The organism is Sphingomonas sp. PvP018, from assembly GCF_017876865.1.
GTDB lineage: Bacteria > Pseudomonadota > Alphaproteobacteria > Sphingomonadales > Sphingomonadaceae > Sphingomonas > Sphingomonas aerolata.
In genome coordinates this window covers 1279028-1303083 of sequence record NZ_JAGIOU010000001.1, presented here as the reverse complement: position 1 = coordinate 1303083, position 24056 = coordinate 1279028, and the positions used below count along the sequence as shown (strand labels likewise).

General features: G+C 65.1%; 29 protein-coding genes and 1 other RNA gene. 15 read left to right on the top strand and 15 right to left on the bottom strand.

The features are described from left to right. Window positions 1-17: 17 nt before the first annotated feature. From J3A66_RS05450 to J3A66_RS05400, 11 genes are all read left to right on the top strand, one after another. Window positions 18-410, top strand: a complete 393-nt coding sequence (locus tag J3A66_RS05450) for a M67 family metallopeptidase (RefSeq protein ID WP_209567654.1) — start codon at window positions 18-20, stop codon at window positions 408-410. Between the two features lie 104 nt (window positions 411-514). After that, window positions 515-1159, top strand: coding sequence for a histidine phosphotransferase family protein (locus tag J3A66_RS05445; protein ID WP_037528527.1), 645 nt, complete (start codon window positions 515-517; stop codon window positions 1157-1159). 99 nt (window positions 1160-1258) lie between these two features. Further along, on the top strand, window positions 1259-3613 hold the full coding sequence (locus J3A66_RS05440) for a chemotaxis protein CheW (protein ID WP_209567652.1): 2355 nt from the start codon (window positions 1259-1261) through the stop codon (window positions 3611-3613). Then, window positions 3613-4044 (top strand): chemotaxis protein CheW, encoded by a 432-nt coding sequence (locus J3A66_RS05435; protein WP_031396353.1) that lies wholly within the window; start codon window positions 3613-3615, stop codon window positions 4042-4044. The genes J3A66_RS05440 and J3A66_RS05435 overlap by 1 nt, the downstream gene beginning before the upstream one ends. 85 nt (window positions 4045-4129) lie before the next feature. After that, entirely contained in the window at window positions 4130-4495 is a 366-nt protein-coding gene (locus J3A66_RS05430) for a response regulator (protein WP_031396352.1), read from the top strand. Between the two features lie 17 nt (window positions 4496-4512). Continuing rightward, a complete protein-coding gene (gene cheB, locus J3A66_RS05425) occupies window positions 4513-5652 on the top strand; it encodes a chemotaxis-specific protein-glutamate methyltransferase CheB (protein ID WP_348633996.1) in 1140 nt (379 codons plus the stop codon). 29 nt (window positions 5653-5681) lie between these two features. Beyond that, window positions 5682-6560 (top strand): protein-glutamate O-methyltransferase CheR, encoded by an 879-nt coding sequence (locus J3A66_RS05420; RefSeq protein ID WP_244654796.1) that lies wholly within the window; start codon window positions 5682-5684, stop codon window positions 6558-6560. A gap of 60 nt (window positions 6561-6620) precedes the next feature. Continuing rightward, window positions 6621-7535 (top strand): DMT family transporter, encoded by a 915-nt coding sequence (locus tag J3A66_RS05415; protein ID WP_031439674.1) that lies wholly within the window; start codon window positions 6621-6623, stop codon window positions 7533-7535. Beyond that, entirely contained in the window at window positions 7532-8221 is a 690-nt protein-coding gene (locus J3A66_RS05410) for an N-acetylmuramoyl-L-alanine amidase (RefSeq protein ID WP_031396348.1), read from the top strand. Before J3A66_RS05415 ends, J3A66_RS05410 begins: the two co-directional genes overlap by 4 nt. A gap of 11 nt (window positions 8222-8232) precedes the next feature. Then, window positions 8233-8621, top strand: an RNA gene (rnpB, locus tag J3A66_RS05405) — RNase P RNA component class A. A gap of 2 nt (window positions 8622-8623) precedes the next feature. Beyond that, on the top strand, window positions 8624-10669 hold the full coding sequence (locus J3A66_RS05400; RefSeq protein WP_209567650.1) for a hypothetical protein: 2046 nt from the start codon (window positions 8624-8626) through the stop codon (window positions 10667-10669). 102 nt (window positions 10670-10771) lie between these two features. Here J3A66_RS05400 and J3A66_RS05395 read toward each other — a convergent pair whose 3' ends face one another. After that, window positions 10772-11410: a carbonic anhydrase gene (locus J3A66_RS05395; protein ID WP_209567648.1), complete on the bottom strand. Its 639-nt coding sequence runs from the start codon at window positions 11408-11410 to the stop codon at window positions 10772-10774. Continuing rightward, window positions 11407-12987 (bottom strand): SulP family inorganic anion transporter, encoded by a 1581-nt coding sequence (locus J3A66_RS05390; RefSeq protein WP_081874151.1) that lies wholly within the window; start codon window positions 12985-12987, stop codon window positions 11407-11409. Before J3A66_RS05390 ends, J3A66_RS05395 begins: the two co-directional genes overlap by 4 nt. A 216-nt stretch (window positions 12988-13203) precedes the next feature. Between J3A66_RS05390 and J3A66_RS05385 the strand changes: the two genes are divergently transcribed. Further along, on the top strand, window positions 13204-13743 hold the full coding sequence (locus J3A66_RS05385) for a J domain-containing protein (protein ID WP_031439670.1): 540 nt from the start codon (window positions 13204-13206) through the stop codon (window positions 13741-13743). Continuing rightward, a complete protein-coding gene (locus tag J3A66_RS05380; RefSeq protein WP_348633995.1) occupies window positions 13728-14090 on the top strand; it encodes a (2Fe-2S) ferredoxin domain-containing protein in 363 nt (120 codons plus the stop codon). Before J3A66_RS05385 ends, J3A66_RS05380 begins: the two co-directional genes overlap by 16 nt. Here the strand turns inward: J3A66_RS05380 and J3A66_RS05375 are convergent. The 9 genes from J3A66_RS05375 to J3A66_RS19415 form a co-directional block, all read right to left on the bottom strand. Next, entirely contained in the window at window positions 14087-14494 is a 408-nt protein-coding gene (locus J3A66_RS05375) for a SufE family protein (protein ID WP_081874150.1), read from the bottom strand. The genes J3A66_RS05380 and J3A66_RS05375 overlap by 4 nt on opposite strands. 68 nt (window positions 14495-14562) lie before the next feature. Next, on the bottom strand, window positions 14563-14802 hold the full coding sequence (locus J3A66_RS05370) for a hypothetical protein (protein WP_056680440.1): 240 nt from the start codon (window positions 14800-14802) through the stop codon (window positions 14563-14565). 12 nt (window positions 14803-14814) lie between these two features. Continuing rightward, window positions 14815-15054 carry a hypothetical protein gene (locus tag J3A66_RS05365; RefSeq protein WP_031439668.1) on the bottom strand — a complete coding sequence of 80 codons (240 nt, stop codon included), beginning with the start codon at window positions 15052-15054 and terminating at the stop codon, window positions 14815-14817. 22 nt (window positions 15055-15076) lie between these two features. After that, window positions 15077-15346, bottom strand: coding sequence for a hypothetical protein (locus J3A66_RS05360; protein ID WP_209567646.1), 270 nt, complete (start codon window positions 15344-15346; stop codon window positions 15077-15079). A gap of 11 nt (window positions 15347-15357) precedes the next feature. Further along, a complete protein-coding gene (locus tag J3A66_RS05355) occupies window positions 15358-15660 on the bottom strand; it encodes a hypothetical protein (RefSeq protein WP_031396337.1) in 303 nt (100 codons plus the stop codon). A gap of 27 nt (window positions 15661-15687) precedes the next feature. Beyond that, complete coding sequence (gene pspC, locus J3A66_RS05350; RefSeq protein ID WP_209567644.1) at window positions 15688-16071, bottom strand: envelope stress response membrane protein PspC; 384 nt, start codon at window positions 16069-16071, stop codon at window positions 15688-15690. Between the two features lies 1 nt (window position 16072). After that, window positions 16073-16381, bottom strand: coding sequence for an envelope stress response membrane protein PspB (gene pspB, locus J3A66_RS05345; protein ID WP_037528521.1), 309 nt, complete (start codon window positions 16379-16381; stop codon window positions 16073-16075). A 1-nt stretch (window position 16382) separates the two neighbouring features. After that, on the bottom strand, window positions 16383-17048 hold the full coding sequence (pspA, locus tag J3A66_RS05340; RefSeq protein WP_031396334.1) for a phage shock protein PspA: 666 nt from the start codon (window positions 17046-17048) through the stop codon (window positions 16383-16385). A gap of 39 nt (window positions 17049-17087) precedes the next feature. Next, window positions 17088-17222: a hypothetical protein gene (locus J3A66_RS19415; RefSeq protein WP_260171278.1), complete on the bottom strand. Its 135-nt coding sequence runs from the start codon at window positions 17220-17222 to the stop codon at window positions 17088-17090. Window positions 17223-17396: 174 nt separating this feature from the next. Here J3A66_RS19415 and pspF point away from each other — a divergent pair, with 174 nt between their 5' ends. Both pspF and J3A66_RS05330 read left to right on the top strand, forming a co-directional pair. Next, window positions 17397-18458 (top strand): phage shock protein operon transcriptional activator, encoded by a 1062-nt coding sequence (pspF, locus tag J3A66_RS05335; RefSeq protein WP_209567642.1) that lies wholly within the window; start codon window positions 17397-17399, stop codon window positions 18456-18458. A gap of 104 nt (window positions 18459-18562) precedes the next feature. Next, entirely contained in the window at window positions 18563-19177 is a 615-nt protein-coding gene (locus J3A66_RS05330; protein ID WP_031396332.1) for a superoxide dismutase, read from the top strand. A 49-nt stretch (window positions 19178-19226) separates the two neighbouring features. Here J3A66_RS05330 and J3A66_RS05325 read toward each other — a convergent pair whose 3' ends face one another. The 4 genes from J3A66_RS05325 to J3A66_RS05310 all read right to left on the bottom strand — a co-directional run bounded on the left by J3A66_RS05325 (window position 19227) and on the right by J3A66_RS05310 (window position 23806). Further along, window positions 19227-19838, bottom strand: a complete 612-nt coding sequence (locus J3A66_RS05325) for a septation protein A (RefSeq protein ID WP_348633994.1) — start codon at window positions 19836-19838, stop codon at window positions 19227-19229. 46 nt (window positions 19839-19884) lie between these two features. Further along, window positions 19885-20820 (bottom strand): signal recognition particle-docking protein FtsY, encoded by a 936-nt coding sequence (gene ftsY, locus J3A66_RS05320; RefSeq protein ID WP_031396330.1) that lies wholly within the window; start codon window positions 20818-20820, stop codon window positions 19885-19887. After that, window positions 20817-22064 (bottom strand): tRNA (N(6)-L-threonylcarbamoyladenosine(37)-C(2))-methylthiotransferase MtaB, encoded by a 1248-nt coding sequence (gene mtaB, locus J3A66_RS05315; RefSeq protein ID WP_209567639.1) that lies wholly within the window; start codon window positions 22062-22064, stop codon window positions 20817-20819. Before mtaB ends, ftsY begins: the two co-directional genes overlap by 4 nt. Window positions 22065-22180: 116 nt before the next feature. Then, window positions 22181-23806, bottom strand: coding sequence for an EAL domain-containing protein (locus J3A66_RS05310; RefSeq protein ID WP_183935325.1), 1626 nt, complete (start codon window positions 23804-23806; stop codon window positions 22181-22183). Window positions 23807-24056: the final 250 nt, after the last annotated feature.

Genomic DNA, 24056 nt, shown 5'->3' with positions numbered 1-24056 from the left:
GCGGTAGCGATGTGGCGATGAGCGTTACGATTTCAAGCGGCGTCCTCGATCGGATCCTTGCACGGGCGGCGGCATCGCCGGCGAAGGAGGTTTGCGGACTGCTGTTCGGTACGCCGGGTGCCATCGCGACGGCAGAGCCTTGCGAGAATGTCGCGGACCATCCCGCCCACAGCTTCGAAATCGATCCTGCAGCGCTGCTGGCCGCGCATCGTCGCGCGCGCCACGGCGGCCCAGCGGTCATCGGTCATTACCACTCGCATCCCACGGGCAACCCCGTGCCGTCGCCGCGCGACGCCGCGCAGGCGATGGGCGACGGAGCGATCTGGCTGATCATCGGCGGCAGGCAAGCTCGCGCTTGGCGGTCTCACGCCCCCGGTGCATTTGCCGAGGTTGCCATTGTGCTGATTTGACGTGATCCGCGGAGCATAAAGCGCGAAGCGCCAACGATGCACCTTGCCGCTTGCCAGCCAATCGTGGCGAGGTCAGAACGGCACATGTTTTCGAGAGGATATTCATGACTGTCAGCCCGGTCGATTTTGCCAGCCTGTTGTGTTCGCGTTTGTGTCACGACCTGCTGTCGCCGGTCGGCGCGCTCAACAACGGGCTCGAACTGCTGGCAGACGAAACCGATCCGGCAATGCGTGCGCGGTGCATGGAGCTGCTGGCAGACAGCGCACGCGCATCGGCGAGCAAGCTGAAATTCTTTCGCTTGGCCTTCGGTGCTGCGGGAGGATTTGGCGAGGAGGTCGCAACCCGCGAGGCCAAGTCCGCGATCGAAGGGCTGATCGCCGAGAACAAGCGGATCGAGCTCGCTTGGCTCGTGGACGAGGAAACGATGCCCAAGGCGGCGATCAAGGTCCTGCTCAATTTGGTGTTGATCGGCAGCGAATCGCTGGTGCGTGGCGGCCGGATGGAGATTGGCGGCGAGGACAATGCCGGCCATCTTGAGGTGGTCGTGAAGGTCGAGGGGCCGCGGCTCGTCCTGGACCCCGAAATTCGTCGGACGCTGGTCGACGGTCCTGGCGATACGGCGGTAACGCCGCGCGCGGCCGCCGCCTATATGGTGCACACGCTCGTCGCCGAGAGCGGGGGCAGCATGCAGATCTTCGAACCGTCCGATGGCGTCATGATCTTCGGTGCGGTGTTCAACGCGCGATAACATGGCTGGATACTGTGGTGCGGCGAGGGAGGAGCGATCCTAACGCGGCCTTAACCCCTGTTCGTCATGACGGGCCGACGCACGCGTTCCGGGGCCCGCATGGACGATCTTCTACAGGAATTCATAGCCGAGACGCGCGAGACGCTGGAGGCACTGTCGGGCGAGATTGTCGCCTGGGAGGCGGCGCCGACGGATCGCGCGCGGCTCGACGCAATCTTCCGCTTCGTTCACACGGTGAAGGGCAGCTGTGGGTTTCTCGACATCCCCCGGCTGGCCCGGCTGAGCCACGCCGCTGAAGACGTGCTTGCGGCGGTTCGGGACAACAAGCGCGTGCCCGACACCGCGCTGGTGAATGCCGTGCTCGCAATCGTCGACCGGATCGGCGAGATCGTCGAAGCGATCGATGCCGGCGCGGCGCTGGATGATGCAAGCGAGGAACTGCTGATCACGGCGCTGGCGGAGGACGCCACGCCGGCGGCCGTGCCCGTACATGTCGCAACCGTGCGGGCCAGCAGCCGCAGTGTCCGTCTGAACGTCGATCTGCTCGACCGGATGATGAGCGGCATGTCCGACATGGTGCTCGCGCGCAACGAACTGGCGCGGCGATTGCGAGATAACGTCAGCGATCCGCATGTCGATGCTGCGCTCGAACGGCTCTCGCTGACCGTCGCCGACATGCGCGACACGGTGACGCGGACCCGGATGCAGAAGATCGATGCGCTGTTCTCGGCGCTGCCGCGCATGGTCCGCGATACCAGCGCGGAACTGGGCAAGGCGGTCAACCTGGTGATCGAGGGCTCTGACGTCGAGCTCGACCGCGAACTGATCGAGCTGATCCGCGATCCGCTGGCACATATCATCCGCAACGCCGTCGATCACGGGATCGAGTCGCCGGCCGACCGTCTGGCCGCGGGCAAGCCCGCGGCGGGGCGACTCGTCGTGTCCGCACGCCAGTCGGGCAACCAGATCCTCGTCGAGATCAGCGACGACGGACGTGGCATCGACGTTGCGCGGATCGTCAGCAAGGCCAAGGACCAGGCCGTGCGTACCGAAGCGCAGATCGGCGCGATGGATGAGGACGCAAAGCTCGATCTCGTATTCGAAGCGGGACTGTCGAGCCGCGACACGGTCACGACAGTCTCGGGACGCGGCGTCGGCATGGATGTCGTGCGCGCCAATATCGAGCATATCGGCGGACGCATCGCACTGTGCAACATGCCCGGCCGCGGGTTGCGGATCGTCATTCACGTGCCGCTGACGCTATCGATCCTGTCGACGATCATCGTCAGCGTGGGGACGCAGCGTTTCGCGCTGGCGCGGCAGTCGATCGAGGAGATCGTCAGGGTACGTGGAACGCAGGTGCGGATCGACACGATCGGAGATGCATCTGCCGTCGCGGTCCGGGGACGGCGGATGCCGCTGGTCTCGCTGGCCGCGCTGTTCGGGCTGGGCGACCATGACCCGGGCACGCTCGTGATCGTGTCGACCCGCGAAGGCGATTATGCGCTCGGCGTCGACGATGTGCTCGACGCGGAGGAACTGGTCGTCAAACCTGCCTCGCCGCACGTGATGGCGACCGGCGTCTATGCCGGCCAGACGCTGCCCGACAGTGGCCTGCCGATGCTGCTGCTCGACGGAGCGGGGATCGCGCATGTCGCAGGGCTGCGGTTTTCCGCCCTCGCGGTCGCGCACGACGAGGCGGCGGCGGACAGCGTTGCCGGCGTACAGGCGCTGCTGTTCGACGATCTGGACGGCAAGCGCCGCGTGATCGCGCTGGCGGTGATCGACCGGGTCGAACCGGTGGCGACGTCGGCGATCAGCTTTACGGCGGGCGCGCTGCGTCTCGCGATCGGCGGGGCGATCGTGCCGTTGCATTCGGTGGGCACGATCGGCGACCGGGAAGAGGTCGCCGTACTCCGTCTGACCGATGGCGACAGCGAGATGGCCTATGCGATCGCGGAGGCGATCGAGATCGTCGAATTGCCGCCCGAAATGGCGCCGGCTAATGGCGGCGGGCCGATCGCGGGCGTCGTGATCATCGGCGGTGAGCAGGTCGAGCTGATCGATCCGCACGCGTTGTTCGCGGGCGAGCCGGTCCGGCGCGCCTCGCGCCCGGTCTGCCTGTTGCAGAGCGACAGCAGCGGGTGGATGGAGACGTTCCTCAAACCCGCGCTCGAGGCGTCGGGCTATCGGTGTGTGACACGCCTTGCCGCGGGCGAGACGCCTGCGGTCGCGCTGGCGATGGAGGATGGACCGGTCGAGGCGGTTGCCGCCCCGATCGTCACGCTGCGCCGCAATCGGGAGGGCGCGGGTGCGCAGGACCACAGCATCTATCGCTATGACCGTCCGGCGCTGATCGAGGAACTCGCGCGGCGGGTCGCGGCGCAGGCCGGCGCGGCGCAGGACGATTCAGCTCCATATATTCGCGCCGTGACGAGTGGGGGAGCGCGCTGATGGAATTGTTTCTGATCGCGCATATTGCCGGACGCGGCGTCGCGATTCCGGCAGAACAGGTCGGTTCGGTCGTCGATATCGGTGATGTCGTCGCTGTGCCGCAGGCGGAGGCGGCGATCCGCGGGCTGACCGCGCTTCGCAGTCGGGTCGTGACGGTGATCGATACCGGCACTGCACTGGGCCTCGCGCCGACGCCCGAAACCGCCAGGCGCGCGGTCATCACGCAGGTCGACGGGCATGACTATGCGATCCTGGTCGACTCGCTCGAGGATGTCGCACCGTTCGAGCGGCTGCCGCTGTCGTCGGGGCTGGCGCTCAACCACGGCTGGGCGGCGGCGGCGTCGGGACTGGTCGATCGCGATGGCGAGCCGATGTTGGTGCTCGACTTGGCCGCGGTGGTGCCGTCGTCCTTGCCCGCGCTCGTCGCCTAAACGGCGGCCAACGCGCGCACGCTTAACCCGGTGCTTACGCTTTGCCGGCTAAGGCGGGCGCCATGATCACCCCGGAAGGCTTTCCATGAAGACCTGTCTTGTCGTTGATGATTCGAAGGTGATCCGCAAGGTCGCGCGTCACATCCTCGAAACGCTTGATTTTACCGTTCGCGAGGCATGTGACGGCCAGGAGGCGCTCCAATGCTGTCTGGAGTCGGTTCCGGACGTGATCCTGCTCGACTGGAACATGCCCGTCATGAGCGGCATGGATTTCCTGCGAGCGCTGCGCGACAGCGATATCACGCAGCGTCCCAAGGTCGTCTTCTGCACGACCGAGAACGGCATGGCCTATATCCGCGCGGCGATCGAGGCTGGCGCCGACGAATATGTCATGAAGCCGTTCGATCGCGAAACCCTCGCATCGAAGTTGCAAATCGTCGGCATGGCCTGAGCGGGTCTTACGACGCCGTGGCCGCCTCGCTGCCCCTTCCGCCGCTGCCCCGGTCGCCATTGTCCGCCGTCGCGCGTGTCCTGATCGTCGATGATTCGGTGGTCGCCCGCGCGGTGATGGCGCGGCTGATCGACGCGAGCGCGCAGTTCACCGTCGTCGGCGCGGTCGCCAATGCGGGAGCCGCACTTGAGTTCCTGCGCTCCGCCGAGGTCGATTTCATCCTGCTCGATATCGAAATGCCGGGGGTCGATGGGCTGACCGCGCTGCCGGACCTCATCGCCGCGGGGCAGGGTGCCAAGATCCTGATCGTCTCCTCCTCCGCCGATGAGGGCGGTGCGGCAGCGGTCCAGGCGCTCGCGCTGGGGGCGGCGGAAACGCTGGTGAAGCCGGGCGCCAGCGGCATGTCTGGCCGCTTTGCAACCGCACTTGTCGAAAAGCTCGAACGCCTGTGCGAAGCCCCGGCCGCGATCGTGCCTACCCGCGCGTCGGGACTGAGAAGCGCGCGCAACGTCACGGCCGCGGTTGAGCCGCTGTGCGGCCGGGGTGCTGCGGATCAGGGCCGTTCCGTCGCGGCCGGCGACGCCTATGACATCGTCGCGATCGGTGCATCGACCGGCGGGATCCACGCGCTGAGCCAGTTGCTGCGTGAGTTGCCCTCCACGTTCCAGCTGCCGATCCTGATCACGCAACATTTGCCCGCGTCGTTCATGCCGTATTTCGCGGCACAACTCACGGTCCTGTCCGGCCGGCCGTGCGACGTCGCGACCGACCGCCTGCGGATCCGCCCCGGCCGCCTGTTCATCGCCCCCGGCGACGCCCACATGACCTGCGTACGGCTGAGCGATGGCGGTGCCGCGATCCGCCTCAGGCAGGGCGTCGTCGGCAGCGGTTGCCTGCCCTCGGTCGATCCGATGCTGGAATCGGTCGCCCAAGTCTTTGGCGCGCGCGCGCTGGCTATCATGCTGAGCGGCATGGGCCGCGACGGTGCGGAGGGGGCCCGACAGGTCCACGACGCCGGCGGCAGCGTGGTCGCTCAGGATCAGACGACGTCGGTTGTCTGGGGCATGCCGGGCGCAGTCGTGTCGTCGGGTGTCGCGGCGGCGATACTGCCCCCCGAGGCGATCGGGCGGCTCATCGCGTCGCAGCGCCGTCCATGATGGGCGCGTCAGCGTTGCGCGGGCGGAGCATGCCAACCGCGGCTCCGTCGTCCTCACCGACCCCGGCGGCCTCCCAGGCGACGATCAACGTGCTGACCGCGCTGCTGGAAGCGCGGACGGGACAACAGATCGCGGCCTATCGCTCCTGGCGCCTCGATACAGCGCTCAAGCCGCTGTTGCGTGAACGCCAGCTCGGCAGCCTGGATGATCTGGTTGCGCAGTTGCTGGCCGGAAAGGATCGGGAGATCGGCGAGCATATCGTCGACGCGCTGCTGAACCAGGAAACGTCCTTCTACCGGGACGCGCAGGTCTTCGAGCACCTCGTCGCGGCGATCGCGGATGCCGAGACCGCCGGTCATCGCATCCGGATCTGGTGCGCGGGATGTTCGACCGGGCAGGAGCCGCTGTCGCTGGCGATGTTGTTCGCCGAGCGGCACGAGATGACGGGTGCGCCGGTTCCGGACATCATCGCGACCGACGTTTCGGGCGCCGCAATCGCGCGCGCACGGTCGGGCCGTTTCACGCAGTTCGAGATTCAGCGCGGGTTGCCGATCCGTCGGATGATGCGGTGGTTCGACGGTGTCGGCGCGGACTGGGTCGCCAAGCCCGAGCTGGTGAAGCTGGTCACGTTTCGGCGGGTAAATCTGGTGTCCGATGCGGCGCCGGCAGGACGTTTCGACCTGGTCCTGTGCCGCAATGTCCTGTTGTACCTGACGGCGGAGACGAAATTGCGGGTGTTCTCGACGATCGCACGGACGCTGCGGCCCGGCGGCCTGTTCGTCATGGGCGCGGGGGAGACGGTGAGCGGGCAGACCCCGTTGTTCGAGCCGAGCCAGCGCTATCGCGGCTTCTACGAAACGCCGTCGTCAAACCCTGCCGATCCGGGGCTTCGCTCGTCCGCGCCGTGATCCCGCGATAGAGTGCTGCGGCAGTTTACATCGCGGCACGATCCCGGCAAGCGTTGGGGAATGACGATCCAAGCCGCACCTCCAGCGACGCATCGGTTCGGCCTGCGCGACTTTGCGATCGTCGTCGTGATGAACGTTCTGTGGGGGCTCAACATCATCGCCGTGAAGATGGCGGTGACAGAAATCGCGCCGATGACGGCCGGGTTCCTGCGCCAGGTCATCGTGTTTGCGGTCTGCGCGAGCTGGTTCCGGCTGGTGCCGGGACGGACCGCGACGCTGGCACTGCTCGGACTGTTGTCGGGCGGCATCTTCTATCTGGTGATCAATCTGTCGCTGTCGGTCGCGACGAATATCGGCGCTTTGGCGATCGCGGGCCAGCTTGGCGTCCCGTTCGCGCTGCTGCTCGCGATCGTCGTCTTTCGCGAACGGATCCACTGGCCCCGGATGCTGGGGATCGGCCTTTCGATCCTGGGAGTGGTGCTGCTGGTCTTCGATCCGTCGGCGGCGCGCGAGGGCGCGGGTCTGGCGCTGACGGCGTTGGCAAGCCTGATCTGGGCGATCACGTCGCTGATCCAGCGGCGGCTCGTCGGCGTGCCGGTCCTGACGATCTATGCCTGGGTCGGGCTGATGGGGAGCCTGGTAATGGCGGTTGTGGCGATGATCACCGAGCCCGTAGCGATGCGCGCGATCCCCGACCTGCCGCTTCGCACGGTCGGCTGGGTGGCGTTTTCCGCGATCGGATCGACGGTGATCGGCCAGGGCTCGATGTCGTGGCTGTTGCAGCGTCATTCGGTTAGCGTGGTCACGCCGATGACGCTCGCCGCACCAATTATCTCGGTGTTCGCCGCGGCCTATTACTTCGGCAACCCGTTGACGCTATTGATGCTTGCAGGCGGAGGCGTTGCGATGCTTGGCGTCGCGATCGTCACGATCCGGACCGCACGCGCGGACCGGCTGGAGGGGAAGCTGGCTTGACGATCATCGAGACGCCGTCACCGAATTTCGATGACCGAACGCTGCCTGTCAGCATGATCGTATTGCACTATACCGGCATGCAGGACGGCCCGTCCGCGATTGCCCGCCTGCGCGATCCGGACGCGAAGGTGTCGGCGCATTATTTGATCGAGGAGGACGGTACCGTCCTGCGGATGGTCGCCGAGGACAAGCGGGCTTGGCACGCGGGACGGTCACACTGGCGCGGGATCGAGGACGTCAATTCGGCAAGCATCGGCATCGAGATCGTCAATCCTGGGCATGAGTTCGGCTATCGCCCGTTCCCGCCCGAACAGATCGCCGCGCTGCTGCCGTTGGTGGCGCAGATCAAGGACCGCCACGAGATCACGCGGGGTAACATCGTCGGTCATTCCGACATCGCGCCGACGCGCAAGCGCGATCCCGGCGAGTTGTTCCCGTGGCACGAACTGGCGCGACGCCGGCTTGCGCTGCCGCGGCCGACCAAGAATCTGATGGATCCCGGCTGGACGGAGGGCGGGTTCTGCCTCGCGCTCGAACGGTTCGGCTATGACGTGGAGAACCGGATGGCGGCGATCATGGCGTTCCAGCGCCGGTTTCGCCCCGAGCTGGTGGACGGCGAGATCGATGCGGAATGCCGGTGCATCCTGCTCGCTTTGCTGCTTCCCAAACCGATGGGTGACGACTAGGGATCGGCGCGCCAGAGGGTCGGGCGGCCGCGGGGGTGTTGTAATGGCATCCGCGAGGAAAGTCCGGGCTCCGCGGAACGACGGTGCCGGGTAACGCCCGGCGGGGGTGACCCCAGGGACAGTGCCACAGAGAGCAGACGGCCAACCCTCGGCGCAAGCCGGGGCGGTCAGAGTGAAAGGGTGCGGTAAGAGCGCACCGCGCGCCTGGTAACAGGGGCGGCACGGCAAACCCCACCGGGAGCAAGATCGAATAGGGGTGGCACATGGGCTTCGTTCCGGCTCGTCACCCGGGTTGATTGCTTGAGGCGGCGGGCAACCGTCGTCCTAGAGGAATGGTCGCCCAACTTTCGACCGAAGGGTCGGAAATGGACAGAACCCGGCTTACAGACCCTCTGGCATCCATTGTTGAAGCATTGCAGACTATCCCGAATTCTCAGGGGGGACGTAATGCGTATCAATGGGGCCGCGGCTTTGCATGCGGGCGTGCTGGCGATGATCTGCGGATCGGTGCCGGGCGTTGCACAAACGGCAGCATCGACGACGGTTCAGCAGGATTTCGAAGCGGCGGCCGCGCTCGATGCGACGCCCGATCGCGCGGCGGCGCTCGCGGCTTGGGAAAAACTCGAAGCGCGAACCAAGGCAGGATCGCGCAATCGCGGCGTCGTCCTGGTGCGCAAGGCACCCGTACTGTTCTCACTGAAACGCCCCGATGAGTCGGTAAGGGCCGCGCGGGCTGGCCTGGCGTTGCTTCCGGCAGGCGATGCGAGCCTTGCGGAAGATCGCACGCGCGCCTTTCTCATCCTCGGCCAGGTTGCCACCGACACGCTCGACTATGCCGGCGCGGTCACCGCGCTTCAGCAGGCGGAGGCTGCCGCGATCAGTAGCGCCGACAAGCTGGGGGCGATGCTGTCACTGGTTGCGGTACAGACGTTTGTCGATCCGGCGGCCGCGGCGGCAACGCTGGCGCGGAGCGATACGTTGATCGCCAATTCGAAGCTCGACAATAGAACCGCCGCCCGGTTCGTCAGAGAACGGACTATCCAGAAGCTGAATACAGGCGATATCGCCGGTGCGCGTGCCAGTTCGTTGCAAGCGGTGAAGCTTCTTGGTGGTATGGAAACGGCCAAGATCGACCCGATGGACGCGGCGGCGCGGTCCGATGCCGCGATCGCTTTTCTGCTTGGTGGCAATGCCGACGAAGCGCGGCGCTATATGGCCTATACCGGCGCCGGGCGGATGAAGAAGGGATCGTTCGACCCTGCAGCAGAGATGCGATCCCCCGATTGCGGCGGGGATGCGGGGTTGAAGCCCAATGATGTTGCCGTGGTCGAGTTCAACATTGCAGACGACGGCACTATAGAGCGGGCGCGGCCAATCTACGCAGCAGGCGGAGGCCAGGTAGCGCTGGAATTTGCGCGCGCGGTCAAGGGCTGGTCATGGCCCGCGGCAGACGTGCAGGCGATCCCAGCCTTCTACCGCTATAATGTGCGGGTCGAAATGCGGTGTTCGACCGCGTTCGAGCGTCCGTCCATCGGCGACGGGCTGGGCGGGGCTCTCGAGCAGTGGCTGGCGGATAAAGGCGTGGCGGTTCCGCCCGCGCCGACAGGGCCGGCGGCGGCGGCCTTGGGTGCGCAGCGCGCGGAGTTGGCCTTGGCAATGACCCAGTCGCCGAACGGATTGAAGACGTTGGCGGCGCTTTACCGGGTAACCGGCAATCCGACCGTAGCACAGGAAGAGCGCGCCGCTCTGCATGCGCGTGGTTTGGCTATTGCCACGGCGAATGATGCGCCACCAAGCGCACGCCTGGCTTTCGATCTGCCCGCGCGTATCAATGCGGTCACCGACATCTGGAAGCCAGGCGTCTATCATCGAACGGTATCGCCGCTGCTGTCAGACCCCGTCTACGCAAATGATCCGCAGGCTCGGGCCGCGATCCGGCTGATGATGGTCGACGGCAATGTGTCGCGATCCCGCAAGTCGGACAAGAACGGCGTGTCGCTCGCGATCCTGCGGCAGGTCGCGGAGGACAAGGGACTTCAGGCGAACGATCCGTTGCGGGTGGGTGCCTTGATCCGGATTGCCGCGATCGAGGAAAGCAATGGGCAGATCGAGGCGGCGCGCGCGACATTCGCATCAAGTGGGCTGACGGCAAATCAGTGCGCGATCATGGATGCCCCGCCCAAGATGATCGCCATGCCGGGTTCGGAGGCATTTCCCATGGAGGCACAGCGCTGGGGATTTGAGGGGTGGACCCAGCTCCAGTTCGACGTCGCAGCCGATGGCCATGTCATCAATCAGCGCGCGTTGCTGAGCTATCCGCCGTTCATCTTTTCCGAGGCTGGAACGAAGTTCCTCACCAAGGTGAAATTCGCGAAGACCTATCGTCCGGACGGCGGGCTGGGTTGTGGCGCAACGGTGAATCGTATCAGGTTCACCTTGCCGGGCTAAACGTTGCGGCGTTCGGGCCGCAATGTGACGTCCGTCGGGGTTCGTGTACACCCTGCTGCCAATCCGTTAGGCGGCAGGGTGGACGCTGACTTTGCTTCAAGCCTAGACCAGCACCTTGTCCGGCCTGCCAATCTCGTCGAGAACAGTATCGGCGGCGATCTCCATCAGCGGTTTGATGTGGCCGTCGCGCATGTCGTACACCCAGCCGTGGAGCGCCAGTTCCTGGCCCTTGGCGAATGCATCCTGCACCGTCTTGGTGCGCGCGAGGCGAACGAGCTGGTCGCGGACGTTGACCTCGACGAAGCGATTGACCTTGGCCTCTTCGGTAGGCTGCGCATCGATCTCGTCGCGGTGATCGCGCAGCACTTCGCGCGCCGTGTCGAGCCACTCGTCGACGGGACCGTCCAGGCCACCTTGCAGCGTACCCATGATGCCGCCGCAACCGTGATGGCCGCATACGATGACATGCTTCACCTTCAGCACGTCGACCGCATATTGCAGCACCGACATGAGGTTCAGGTCGTGATCGTTGACGAGGTTGGCGATGTTGCGGTGGATGAACATCCCGCCCGGCTGAGTCATCGTCATCTGTTCGGGACTGACGCGACTGTCCGAGCAGCCGATCCACAGGAATTCCGGCTTCTGGCCGACCGTCTGGCGGCTGAAGAAGTCGGGATTCTCGTCGGTATGCTCTGCGACCCAGGCCTTGTTGGCGAGCAGCAGCTGTTTGTAGCGTCTCATGTGTACAGAACCTCGCTCGATGGCGCGTTGATCAACGCAGCACGCTTGCCGGCGATATCGCCGCGCAGGCTGACGGTGATACCGCGATATTCCGCGCCTTTGATGAATGCGTTGATGATGTCGATATTGTCGAGGTCGACATAGCTGGTCGACGACAGATCGATCAGCACCTGGGTATTGTCAGGCACGCGGTTCAGCGACTTCTGCAATTCATATTTGTGGATGAAATACAGGTTGCGGCGGGCACGGACGAGGCAGTCGTCGCCATCGCAGGCAAAGGTGATCGCGGTACGGAAGTTGCGTGCAATGACGAACACGAAGCCGACTACGATGCCAATCACGATGCCCTCGAGCAAATCGGTGAACAGGATCGCGCCGACCGTGACGACGAAGGGGATGAACTGCGTCCAGCCCTGCTTGTAGCGTTCCAGAAACAGCTTCGGCTTGGTCAGCTTGTAACCGGTCGCGATCAGCACCGCGGCAAGCGCGGAGAGCGGGATCAGGTTCAGCAGCGACGGGATCAGTGCAACGCTGATCAGCAGCCAGAAGCCGTGGAGCATGGTCGAAAGCTTGCTCTCCGCCTTGGCGTCGACATTGGCCGACGATCGGACGATCACCGACGTGACGGGAAGCCCGCCGATCATGCCCGACAGGATGTTACCCCCGCCCTGCGCGAGCAACTCCCAGTTCTTGTCGGTGGAGCGACGGCGCGGATCGATCTCGTCGACCGCTTTCACGCTGAGCAGCGACTCCAAGCTCGCGACGATTGCGAGCGTGACCGCAGTTGTCCAGACGATGCCCATGCTGATGCCGGAAAAGTCCGGGAGCGTGAACAGCGTGGGAAATTCGGAAAGCTTCTGCGTGACGGGTACCTGGACGAGATGTGTCGCCTGGAGCTGCCAATCAGGCTTCACAGCGCCGAGCAACGCATTGCCGAGTACGCCGATCAGGACGACGACGAGCGGGCCGGGGACGAACCGGAGCGGGCCATTTTTTGGTTTCGCGCCGTCCCACCAGAACAGGAATGCCAGGCTGATCCCGGCAATCAGGATTGCACCGGGGGTCACGCTCGCGCTCAGGCTTTCGATGATTCGCGAGAAGGTGTTGACGCCGTTGGCGGTGGAGAATTCGAAGATCCCCTCGGCCTCGCGGTCGAAGCCGACGGCGTGCGGAATTTGCTTGAGGATAAGAATCAGGCCGATCGCGGCCAGCATCCCGGTGATCACCGAGGAGGGCACGAATTCGCTGAGGATACCCGCGCGCGTCAGCGAAAACCCGATCTGAAGCACGCCCGCCAGCACGACGGCCATCAGGAACATCTGGTAGCTCGGCATGCTTTCGATCGCCGCAAGGACGATTACCGTCAGGCCCGCAGCCGGTCCGCTGACCGACAGCGGCGATTTCGAGAATAGCCCAACAGCGATGCCGCCGACGATTCCGGCGATGACGCCTGCGAACAGTGGCGCACCTGACGCTAGCGCAACGCCCAGACACAGGGGCAGGGCAACAAGGGCGACCACGATCGACGCGGGAAGATCGGCCCGCCACGTGCTTAGCTTCGGAATGAGAGTTTGCACCAAGGCTCCTGTCGCCGCGACGTCGGCCGGGATGCGCCCGGAGCAGACGCTTTACCCTATGCCAGATGACAATTTATTCATGTTCATTAGGCGATGAACGCCTCCTGACTCAAGGCGCAATGTCGGTCCCGGCCGCAGGTACGGCCGCGTGGCTTGATCGTTTGGCGGTGCGGTACGCGGTTGCGTTGTCGGTGGGGACGCCTATCTCGAACGGCTATGGCGCGAAGCACGACACGTACACCCGATTGGGGATTTCCGCGGTGGCGCGGCTATGGCTCGAGCAGCGAGGCGGTGACGGTTCGATTGTGCGACCGGCACGGCTGCAACGAACCCGGCAATTGCCCGGCGCCGAAATCGCCCAACAGCCCGGACCGCTGGTATTTCTGCATGACGCATGCGGGCGAGTATAATCGCGGCTGGAATTATTTCGAAGGTCTGAGCGCTGAGGAAGCCGCCGAGCGCGAGGCGGCGGAAACGCGCACCGCGGATGGCTATGCGGATCCTAAGCATTATGCCTGGGCGGGATCGGGCGACGGCAGTCGGTCGCGCGACGAGATGCGTGCGCTTGAAGTGCTGCAGCTCGAACCCGATGCGACGTTCGAGGATGTCCGTGCCGCGTGGCGGCGAATGGCCAAGGCCAATCACCCCGATGTGCGTCCGGGCGACAAGGATGCAGCAACACGGTTTCAGGGTGTCCAGGCCGCTTACGAGGTCTTGCGCGCCGCAGAGGATGCACGGACGTGGAAGCCGGCGTGATCCGCGTGCTGGCGAGCCGCTGGCAGGGCAGCGTGCTGGTCTGCGGCAAATGTTCGAAGAAGCTTGCAGGCGGGTTCGGCGACAAGCGCCGCACGCCGCTCGCCAAGTTGTTGCGCGCCGCGTTCGGGCTGAAGAAGGGACGCAAGGCCGACCGCGGCGTGGTCGAAGTCAAATGTCTCGGGGTATGCCCCAAGAATGCGGTCGTGATGATCGATGCGGCCAGGCCGGATCGGTGGATGCTGGTCCCCGCCGGCGCCGACGTTGGCGAGATCGTAACGACGCTGCGCGGGGGTGATGCCGCTCCGCCGTCCCCTTCCCGGGTGGAAGACGGCCTCAAGGCCGCCTAGCTGGCGTAGCGTTCGGCGGTCTCGCGGATCAACGCGATCATGTTCGGGATTCCCTGCGTCCGGTTCGAACTGAGTTGCTTGCCGAGATCGAACGGCGCCAGTTCCGCACCGATGTCGGTCGCGACGATCGCCGCCGGCGGTTGGTCCTGCACCGCTTGCAGGACGAGCGCGATGATACCCTTGGTGATCGCGGCGTTCGAATCCGCAAGGAAATGAAGCCGGCCGTCGTCGGTCTTCATCGGATAGACCCATACTGATGCCGAGCAGCCGCGAACCAGTGTCGCATCCGTCTTCAGGGCATCGGGCATGGGTTCGAGATCGCGTCCGAGGTCGATCAGCAGGCGGTAGCGGTCGTCGGGTTCGAGGAAGTCATATTCCTCATGGATATCGGCTAGCTTGGGCATGGCGTCGCGGTACTCCCGCGTCATCTCGCCCGCAACCGCTGCGCGTGTCGCGGGACACGATTGCCGCGCTACAGGTCAACCCCGGCGGCGATCGCCTCCAGCTTCTTGATGCGTTCCTTCAGGTCTGCGATCTCGATGCGCGCACCGGTCGACACCGCCACGGGCAGGCCGGTGTCGTGCGCCTGGTCGAGCTCCAGGCGCCTGAGCGACAGCCAGCCGCGCCAGCCGGCGAGTCCCGCGGTGACGATCATCGCGAGCGCCACCAGGCCGGTCAGCGCGAGCGTGATATAGACGTTCGGTTCGGTCATGTCCGCCTCCTCCTAGCGGTCGCGGAGCCGCTCGATCTCTCGGTCGAGATCGACGCTCTTGTGGTTGTCGGTGATGACGCGTTCGAGCACCTGGATGCGCTCCTTCATCTGGCGCACCTCGTCGCGCAGTCGCAGCGTGTCGGCGGTATCCGCCGGGGCGGAAAGCGATCCTTGCGCCTGGTATCGCGCCCGGAGCACGCGGGAGACCGCCACGATCAAAACGATACAGACGACCATCGTGAAGGGATTCATCGGTCAGCTCCTGAATACGGGTCTAGTTGAGGGGGCGCTCGTCGCGGAGCAGGTCGATCTCGTCCGCCAGGCCGATCCCGCGGTCGGTGACGATCCGTTCCAGCACCCTCACGCGCTGTTCGAGACGTTCATTCTGTGCCGCATATTGCGCCAACTTTTCGGCGACGAGCTGGGCATCGATTTCCATCCGGCGCTGCCGATAGGCGAACCAGGGCTTGACGAAGACGCCGCCGAAGATCGCGAGCAGGCCGCAGGATATGCCGAGAATGGGAATGAGCAGGGGGCTGATCATGGCGGCGTCCTCTATCTTGGCTGGAGGCGGAGAGCCTCGATCTCGCGGGCGGTCCGCTCCGCGGGATCGGTGGCGATGCGCTCAAGAACAGCGATTCGCTCTTCGAGACGGGAGACCTGGCCGGTCAGGCGCTCGTTTTCGCCGGACAGTAGCTCCAGCTTGCGGGCGTCCTTCGGGTCGACCCGGTGCGTCTTCCCGCTCCACTCATCCTCCAGCGCATAGCCATGCTTTGCGCGGATCCAGTTGTTGATTACCCATCCCATCGTCGTGATCGCGATGATCGCGACGACGAAACCCGGTCCACCCCAATTCATCGTCATTCTCCCCGTCTACGCCGCGTCTCAGCGCAGGCTGTCGATCTCTGCCGCGAGGCTGCTGCTGCTCCGGCTGGTATAGTGCGTCTCGATGTCGGCGAGACGACGGTCGATGTCGCGGAACTTGCTGCGGACCTCTGCGGTCGAGCGCTTCGGGTTCGAGCGGACGCCCTGCCAGAACTTCGCGTCGTCGGGCGTTTCGTACAGCCCGAACGGCTTGGGCTGTCCCATCCACGCGACTAGCCAATAGGCGATCACCGTCCAGGGAAAGCCCCCCGCGAGCGTCAGCAGGACGACCGAGACGCGGACGATGAGTACATCGATCCCGGTATAGTCGGCGATCCCCGCGCAGACGCCCTTCCATTTGGCGTTCTGCTTGTCGAGGTAGAATTGGGTGCGGCTGGCGGACATTTCAGTTCCTCCGATCCATGTTGCGTTCAAAGCGGGTGTCGATCGGGCGGTCAGCCTGACGATCGGACAGATAGGACGACTGGCTGGTGCCAAGCCCCGGCTTCCAGTCGGGATTGTCGGCGGCGATGATCCGCTCGACCGTCAGCACCCGGTCCTCGAGCCGGCGGGCGAGGAGCTGCATCTCGTCGAGCAGTCGTTCGTCCTCATCGGTGATCTTGGGTGCGGTCTTCCACTTGGTGACATAATGCAGGATCAACCAGGGCAGCCCGACGAGCGCGCCGAGAATGGCAACGAGTCCTTCGAAATCCATTTCAGTCGTCCTTCTTCAGGCGGGCCTTGAGCGCGGCGAGCTGGGCATCGACCTTGTCGTTGCTGCGCAGCTCGGCAATCTCTTCCTCGAGCGTCTTGACGACACCGAGCCCCATCGCGTCGGCGCGACCCTCGGCCTCGTCGACGCGGCGGTCGAGAATGTCGAAGCGGCTGAAAGCCTCGTGCGTCTTTGGACCGTTATACATCTCGCGAAGCCGGGTGCGGTTGTTCGCGCTTTCCAGCCGCGTCTGCACCGCATTCTGCTTGGTCCGCGCCTCGCGCAGCTTGGTCTGCAGCTTGGCGATGTCCGCCTCGGACGCACTGAGTGCATCGTCGAGGACGCCGACTTCCGCCTTGAGCTGCTCGGCCATGTCGGACGCCTTCTGGCGTTCGACCAGTGCAGCCTTGGCAAGATCCTCGCGGTCCTTGCTCAGCGCGAGCTCGGCCTTCTCGGTCCAGTTTTCCTGGAGCTGTTCCAGCTTGGCGATATGGCGGCGCATCTCCTTCTGGTCCGCGATGGTGCGCGCGGCGGAAGCGCGAACCTCGACCAGCGTTTCCTCCATCTCCAGGATGATCATCCGGATCATCTTGGCCGGATCCTCCGCCTTCTCGATGAGGTCGGCGAAGTTGGCGGCAACGATGTCGCGGGTGCGGGAAAAAATGCCCATGTAAATTCTACTCCAGGGTCTTCGTGCGGCGGACGAACCTTATGCCACGATTGCGGTGTGTCGCGTAGCGGGCGCCTGATGTGCGGGCGCCACCGCCGCGAGGATGAAGGTGGCGCTGACGACGAAGGTGCAGGCGAGCGTGGCGACGGTGCGGACGATGTCGGTCTTGATCATGATGTGTCCCCTTTGAGGCGATGGTTGGTTCCGCCTTTGGGCGGGTTGTCCAAAGCTTTGCATCAGTCGTGCCAGTTTTAGAAAAGCCCGGAAATCATGCGGTTGTGCCGGCAGAGCGTCGAGCGGGCAGATTGTTCCTTGCTATGCGTTGGGAATTTCCGCCACACTTTGGCAATGGAGAGAACAACGCAGGTCATCGGCCAGTCCGGCGCGTTCATGGGAGCGCTCGAACGTGCGTCGCGCGCGGCGGCGCTCGACCGACCGGTGCTCGTGATTGGGGAACGCGGCACGGGCAAGGAACTGGTCGCCGAGCGACTCCACCGGCTGAGCCCGCGTTGGGACCAGCCGCTCGTGATCATGAACTGCGCCGCGCTGCCCGAGACGCTGATCGAGGCAGAATTGTTTGGACATGAGGCAGGCGCGTTCACCGGTGCGACCAAGGCACGGGTCGGGCGGTTCGAGGAGGCAGATGGTGGAACCCTGTTCCTTGACGAGCTGGGCACGCTGTCGATGGCGGCGCAGGACCGATTGCTGCGCGCCGTCGAATATGGCGAGATCACCCGGATCGGCTCATCGCGGCCGCTGCGCGTTGACGTCCGGATCGTGGCTGCGACCAACGAGCATCTGCCCGACAAGGTGATGCGGCATGAATTTCGCGCCGATCTTCTCGATCGGTTGTCATTCGAGGTCGTCACGCTGCCGCCGCTGCGCGCGCGGGCCGGCGACGTGATGGTGCTGGCGGACCATTTCGGTCGACGGATGGCGTCCGAGCTCGGGCGCGAGCGGTGGGAGGGGTTCGGACCCTCAGCACGCGCTGCGCTGGCGGACTATGACTGGCCGGGCAATGTCCGTGAGCTGCGCAACGTCGTCGAACGCGCGGTCTATCGCTGGGAGCATGAGGGGCCGATCGATGCGATCGAGATCGATCCATTCCAGTCGCCGCACAGGCCGGGCGCTGCGGACCGCAAGCTGGTCCAGCCGCCGGCAGCGGTGGCCGCGTCTGCCGGCGGAACTGGTAACGCGGAAGAGGATGACGCCGACGATCCGGTCGTCGCGTGCGAGGACGGGCCGTCGGATTTCAAGTCGCGCGTGTCCCGGTTCGAGCGCGACCTGCTGTCGCGTGCGCTGGCCGAGCATCGCTTCAACCAGCGCGCCACCGCCGAGGCGCTGGGGCTCAGCTATGATCAGTTGCGACATGCCCTGAAGCGGCACGAACTGTTGCACGCCGGCGGCTGATCGACGTCCGATCCGCTTGTGTAACGACCGTCCGGGGACCATTTGGGTGCCGCGGGCGTTTGACGTCCGACCCCATTCACCCATTGTCTTTGAGGAGACTCCTGATGGCTTTCGAACTTCCCCCGCTGCCTTACGCCTATGACGCGCTCGAGCCCGTGATCGATCAGGAAACGATGAAGTTTCATCACGACAAGCATCATGCGGCCTACACGGCCAAGCTGAACGAGGGCGTCGAGAAGGACTCCGCGCTTGCGGGCAAGTCGATCGAGGACATTCTCGGTATGATCTCGTCGCAGCCGCCCCTCGTGCGCAACAATGGCGGCGGTTTCTGGAACCACGACTTCTTCTGGAAGACCATGGCAGCCAAGACTGGCCAGGCGCCGTCGGGCAAGCTCGCCGAGGCGATCGATCGCGATTTCGGCAGCCTCGACAAGCTCAAGGACGAGTTCAACACCAAGGGTGCGGGGCAGTTCGGATCGGGCTGGGCATGGCTGATCGCCGATGACAGCGGCAAGCTGAAGGTCACGAGCACGCCGAATCAGGACAATCCGTTGATGGACGATGCCAAGGAGCCCGGTACGCCGTTGCTCGGCAACGACGTCTGGGAGCACGCCTATTACCTGACGTACAAGAATGATCGTCCGGGCTATCTGAAGGCGTGGTGGGATATCGTGAACTGGGACGTCGTCGGCGAGCGTTACGCGAAGGTCGCTGGCTGAGCCGATCCCGTTACCGTCATCCCGGCTTTACCGGGATGACGGTTTATAATTACCCTTCGGGCGGCAGGTCGGTGACGGCCTTGTCGCCCGTTTGCAATCCATGCTTCAGCAGCATCGGAATGTTGGCAAAGGCGAAGATCAACGTCATCGGGATCGCGCCCCAGAGCTTGAAGCCGACCCAGAAATCCCACGTGGTGTTCCGCCAGACGACTTCGTTCAACACCGCCATGAACACGAAGAAAACCATCCAGTTGCGCGTGAGCTTGCGCCATCCCTCGGCCGTCAGTCCTGGATAGGCGGTGCCGAGCAGCGACTGAAGCAGCGGGCGCTCGGTCACCAGCCCGAAGGTCAGGATGGCAGCGAACATCGCGTAGATGATCGTGGGCTTCATCTGGATAAAGCGCTGGTCATGGAAATAGATCGTCAGGCCGCCAAACACGACGATCAGCGCACCCGACATCCACAGCATCGGCGAGATTTGTCCCGCCTTTACCTTCGAGACGATCATCGCGACGATCGTTGCGACGATGAACGCGGTCGTCGCGGTGACGACGCGCGCGATCGGTGCGCCGGGGGTGAGGAAGTTCACCGCGAAGAAGATCGCGAGCGGACCATAATCGATCGCCATGCGCAGGCCGGGGGACAGGGGGGGCTTGGTCACTATTGTATCCAGGAATTGCGGTAAGACCGGAGAGCGGGGCTGTGGGTTATTTTCGGACGCTCTCGACGCCCGCGATGATCCGGCTGACCTCGTTTGCGTCGAACGGGCGCAGGTCCGTCATGCCTTCGCCGATACCGATCGCGTGGATCGGCAGGCCGTATTTCTCCGCCGCTGCGACCAGCACGCCGCCGCGCGCGGTGCCGTCAAGCTTGGTCATCACGACGCCGGTCACGCCCGCCACCTCCTTGAAGACTTCAATCTGCTGGAGCGCATTCTGCCCCGTCGTCGCATCGAGGACGAGGACGATGTCGTGCGGGCTCTCGGGATTGATACGGCCGAGCACGCGACGGATTTTGGCGAGCTCGTCCATCAGTTCGCGCTTGTTCTGCAGACGGCCGGCGGTGTCGACGATCAGCACGTCGATCCCCGTCTCGGTCGCCTTCTTTACCGCATCCCATACGACGCCCGCTGCGTCGCCGCCTTCCGGTCCGGTGACGATCGGCACGCCGACGCGCTCAGCCCAGGTGCGCAACTGGCCGATCGCGGCAGCGCGGAACGTGTCGCCCGCCGCCAGCATGACGCCGTAATCCTGTTCCATCAGCAGATGCGCGAGCTTGGCGATGGTGGTGGTCTTGCCCGACCCGTTGACGCCAATCACCAGGATAACCTGCGGGCGTGGGAAGGCGTCGATCTCAAGCGGCTTGGCGACCTTGGCGAGGACCTTTTCGACCTCTTCCGCGACGATGACGCGGATGCCGAGCTCTTCCATGTTGCGCTCGAAGCTACCCTCGGCGAGCCGATGGCGGATGCGGCCGGCGGTTTCGGGACCGAGGTCCGATGCGATCAGCGCCTCCTCGATCTCGTCGAGCGTCGCATCGTCGAGCCGCGCGCCGCTGAGGCCCGCGAGATTGCCGACGAGCCGGTCAGAGGTACGCTTGAAGCCGCCGATGAGTTTGTCGTGCCAGCTTGGGGTGGTGCTCATAGGGATTCCCGTGTTGCGCTCAGGCGCTCGCCCAGAACGCCGGTGATCGTGATTCGGAGGATGTCGCCCGGTGCCGCAGGCGCGTCCAGCAGGACTTCCGCGAAATTTCCGACATGGCCGGAGTCGCCCGGACGTTCGACCAGCAGGTGCTGCGTCGTCCCGACCAGCGTCTGCAACCATGCCGCGCGAACAGCCTGGCCCGTTTCGCGGAGGATCGCAGCGCGTCGGCGGCGGATCTCGGGTTCGACCTGCGGCATCCGGGCAGCGGGCGTACCGGCGCGTGGCGAATAGGGAAAGATGTGCGAATGGACGATGTCGCAGTCAGCGATCAGCGCATGCGTGTTCTGGAACATCGCCTCGTCTTCGGTCGGGAACCCGGCGATCAGGTCCGCGCCGATCGCGATGTCGGGACGGGCGGTCTTGAGCCGCTGGACGAGCGCCACGCTCTCGGCGCGCGAATGACGTCGCTTCATCCGCTTCAACACCATGTCGTCGCCCGCCTGGAGCGAGAGGTGGACGTGCGGCATGATCCGGGGCTCGGTCGTCAGAAGCGCGAAGAGCCGGTCGTCGATCTCGATGCCGTCGAGCGACGACAGACGGAGCCGCTCGAGCCGCGGCACCGCGTGCAGAATGCGCTCGACAAGCTGGCCGAGCGTGGGGGCGCCGAGAAGATCGGGGCCATAGCTGGTCAGGTCAACGCCCGTCAGCACAATCTCGCGGTGTCCCGCATCGACCAGCCCGGCGACGCGGTCGACGACCGCGCCCGCGGGGACGGAGCGGCTTGGTCCGCGTCCGAAGGGAATCGCGCAGAAGGTGCAGCGATGGTCGCAGCCATTCTGGACCTCGACAAAGGCGCGGGCATGCGTCGAAAAGCTCGCGGCCAGATGCGGCGCGGTTTCGCGAACCTGCATGATGTCGCTGACGACCACCGGGGCGGGCATGTCCCAGGCTGCGGCGGAGAGCTTGTCGGCATTGCCGATCACGCGATCGACCTCGGGCATCGCCGCGAAGGCACCCGGGTCGATCTGCGCCGCGCATCCGGTGACGACAATCTGCGCATCCGGGCGATCGCGCCGGGCCCGGCGGATCGCAACCCGCGTCGCCTTCACTGCCGCGTTGGTGACGGCGCAGCTGTTGACCACGACCATGTCCCGCCCGGCGACGAGCGCACGGATGGTCTCGCTTTCGGCGATGTTGAGACGGCAGCCGAGGCTGACGACCTCTGGCAGCGGGGCAGACGGCATGATGCGCGATCTAGGAGGGGCGGGGGGCAAAGTCCACGGCTTGCAGCGGCGGGCTGGAGTAAGGATGGCGGCTCGGCAGTCGGCACGCCCGTGGTCAGGCTGCGGCGAGGCCGCCGTCAACCAGCGAGTCGTGGCGCTATGCCGCGGACCGGGGGGAAATCGCCATCGGGCTGGTGTGCGAGCAGGCGCTGTTCGGCGAGCAGCCGGCGCAGCTGCGCGGCGTTCATGGGGCGGCCGTAGAGATAGCCCTGTCCCTTGGCGCAGCCGAGCGCGCGCAGCCGCTCCTCGACCGCGGCGTCCTCGATGCCCTCGGCGGTGACCGGCAGGTTCAGGCTGTCGCCAAGCCGGACGATCGTGTTGACGATCGCCATGCTCTCCGCATTGTCGAGGATCGACGCGACGAAGCTGTGGTCGATCTTGATACGGTCGAACGGCAGCGCGCGCAGATGCGCAAGGCTGGAAAAGCCGGTGCCGAAATCGTCGAGCGCCAGGCGGATGCCCTGATTCTTCAAGCTGCCGACGATCGACTGGGCAAGCGCCAGATTGTCGAACAGCGCGCTTTCGGTGACCTCGATCTCGAGCCGGCTGGCGGGAAAGCCCGTCTCGACCAGCGTCTTGATGATCTTTTGCGCCAGCCATGCGTCGCGCAGCTGGACCGGGGAAATGTTGATCGACAGCGTCAGCGCCGAATCCCAGTCGCGTGCCGCAGTACAGGCTTGGCGCATGAGCGACAGCGACAGGTCGCCGATGACGCCGATCTCCTCGGCGATCGGGATGAAGACGTCCGGGGGGATCATCCCGCGTGTTGGATGGTCCCAGCGCGCCAGAACCTCGAACCCGGTGGTAAGCCCCGTGGCGAGGTCCACCTGCTGCTCGAAATAGGGGATGATGTCCTGCGCGGCGACCGCGAGGCGAAGTCCGGATTCGAGTTCACCGCGCACCTGCAGCGATTGCTCCATCGCGGTGTTGAACCAGACGTGGCGATTGCGGCCCGCCGTCTTGGCCGCATGGAGGGCGATGTCCGCGTTCCGCAACAGCGCGTCGATCGAGGCACAGTCCGCGTCCGAGCGGGCGACGCCGATCGACACGGTGGCGTGAATGTCGACGCCGTTCGCACGGAAGGGCCGCGCGAAGCCGGTGACGAGACGCTCCGCGATCCGATCTGCCACCCCTTGATGCGCCGGATCGAAGACGAAGGCGCAGGCGAACTCGTCCGCGCCCAGGCGTGCCAGAAGGCTTGATGTGGGGGCGATGGCCGCGATCGTCTCCGCGACATGGACGAGCACCTGGTCGCCGACGGCATAGCCGTGCATGTCGTTGACGCTCTTGAAGAAGTCGACGTCGATCGTGAGCATCGCCACCACCTTGCCCCGGCGTCTCGCGCTGCCGAACAGGGTCGCGCCGTCTTCGGACAGACTGCGGCGATTGAGGAATCCGGTCAGCGAATCCCGCTGTGCCAGAACGCGGGCGCGATGACCCGCATCGGTCGCCTCGTTGAGCTCGGCAGTGAGCGCGCGATAGCGCAGGCAGCCAAATAGCAACAGCGCGACATTGAGCAGCACGGCGACAACCAGACCCTGGTCGATACCGGAACTGCGTCCCGTCAGACGGGCAAAGATGCCGACCAGAACGGCGCCGCCGGTACCGACGAGCATCAACGCTGCAGCCCCGGTCACGGCGCCGGTGACGAATTCCCGGTTGATGGTGCGGGGCGAACGGGTCGCCGCCGGCGGTGCGGTCATGGGCTGGATCGCCTGTGAGGTCGGGGCGGACACACATATGACATAGCATAAGTGTAGGACCGGTTAAGAGCGTCGATCCGTCCAATATGGCGGGGAGGGGCTTTGACGTTGGACGCCGTCGCAGCGCATCGACGGACGGGTCGCTTGCGTCGGCGGCCCGGGTCGCGTAAGCAGCACGCCACGTTCCGTTACGGGGCACATGTGACGAGCATCCAAGGATGCACGCTGGCCGGCGAGGTTTCGCCCGCCG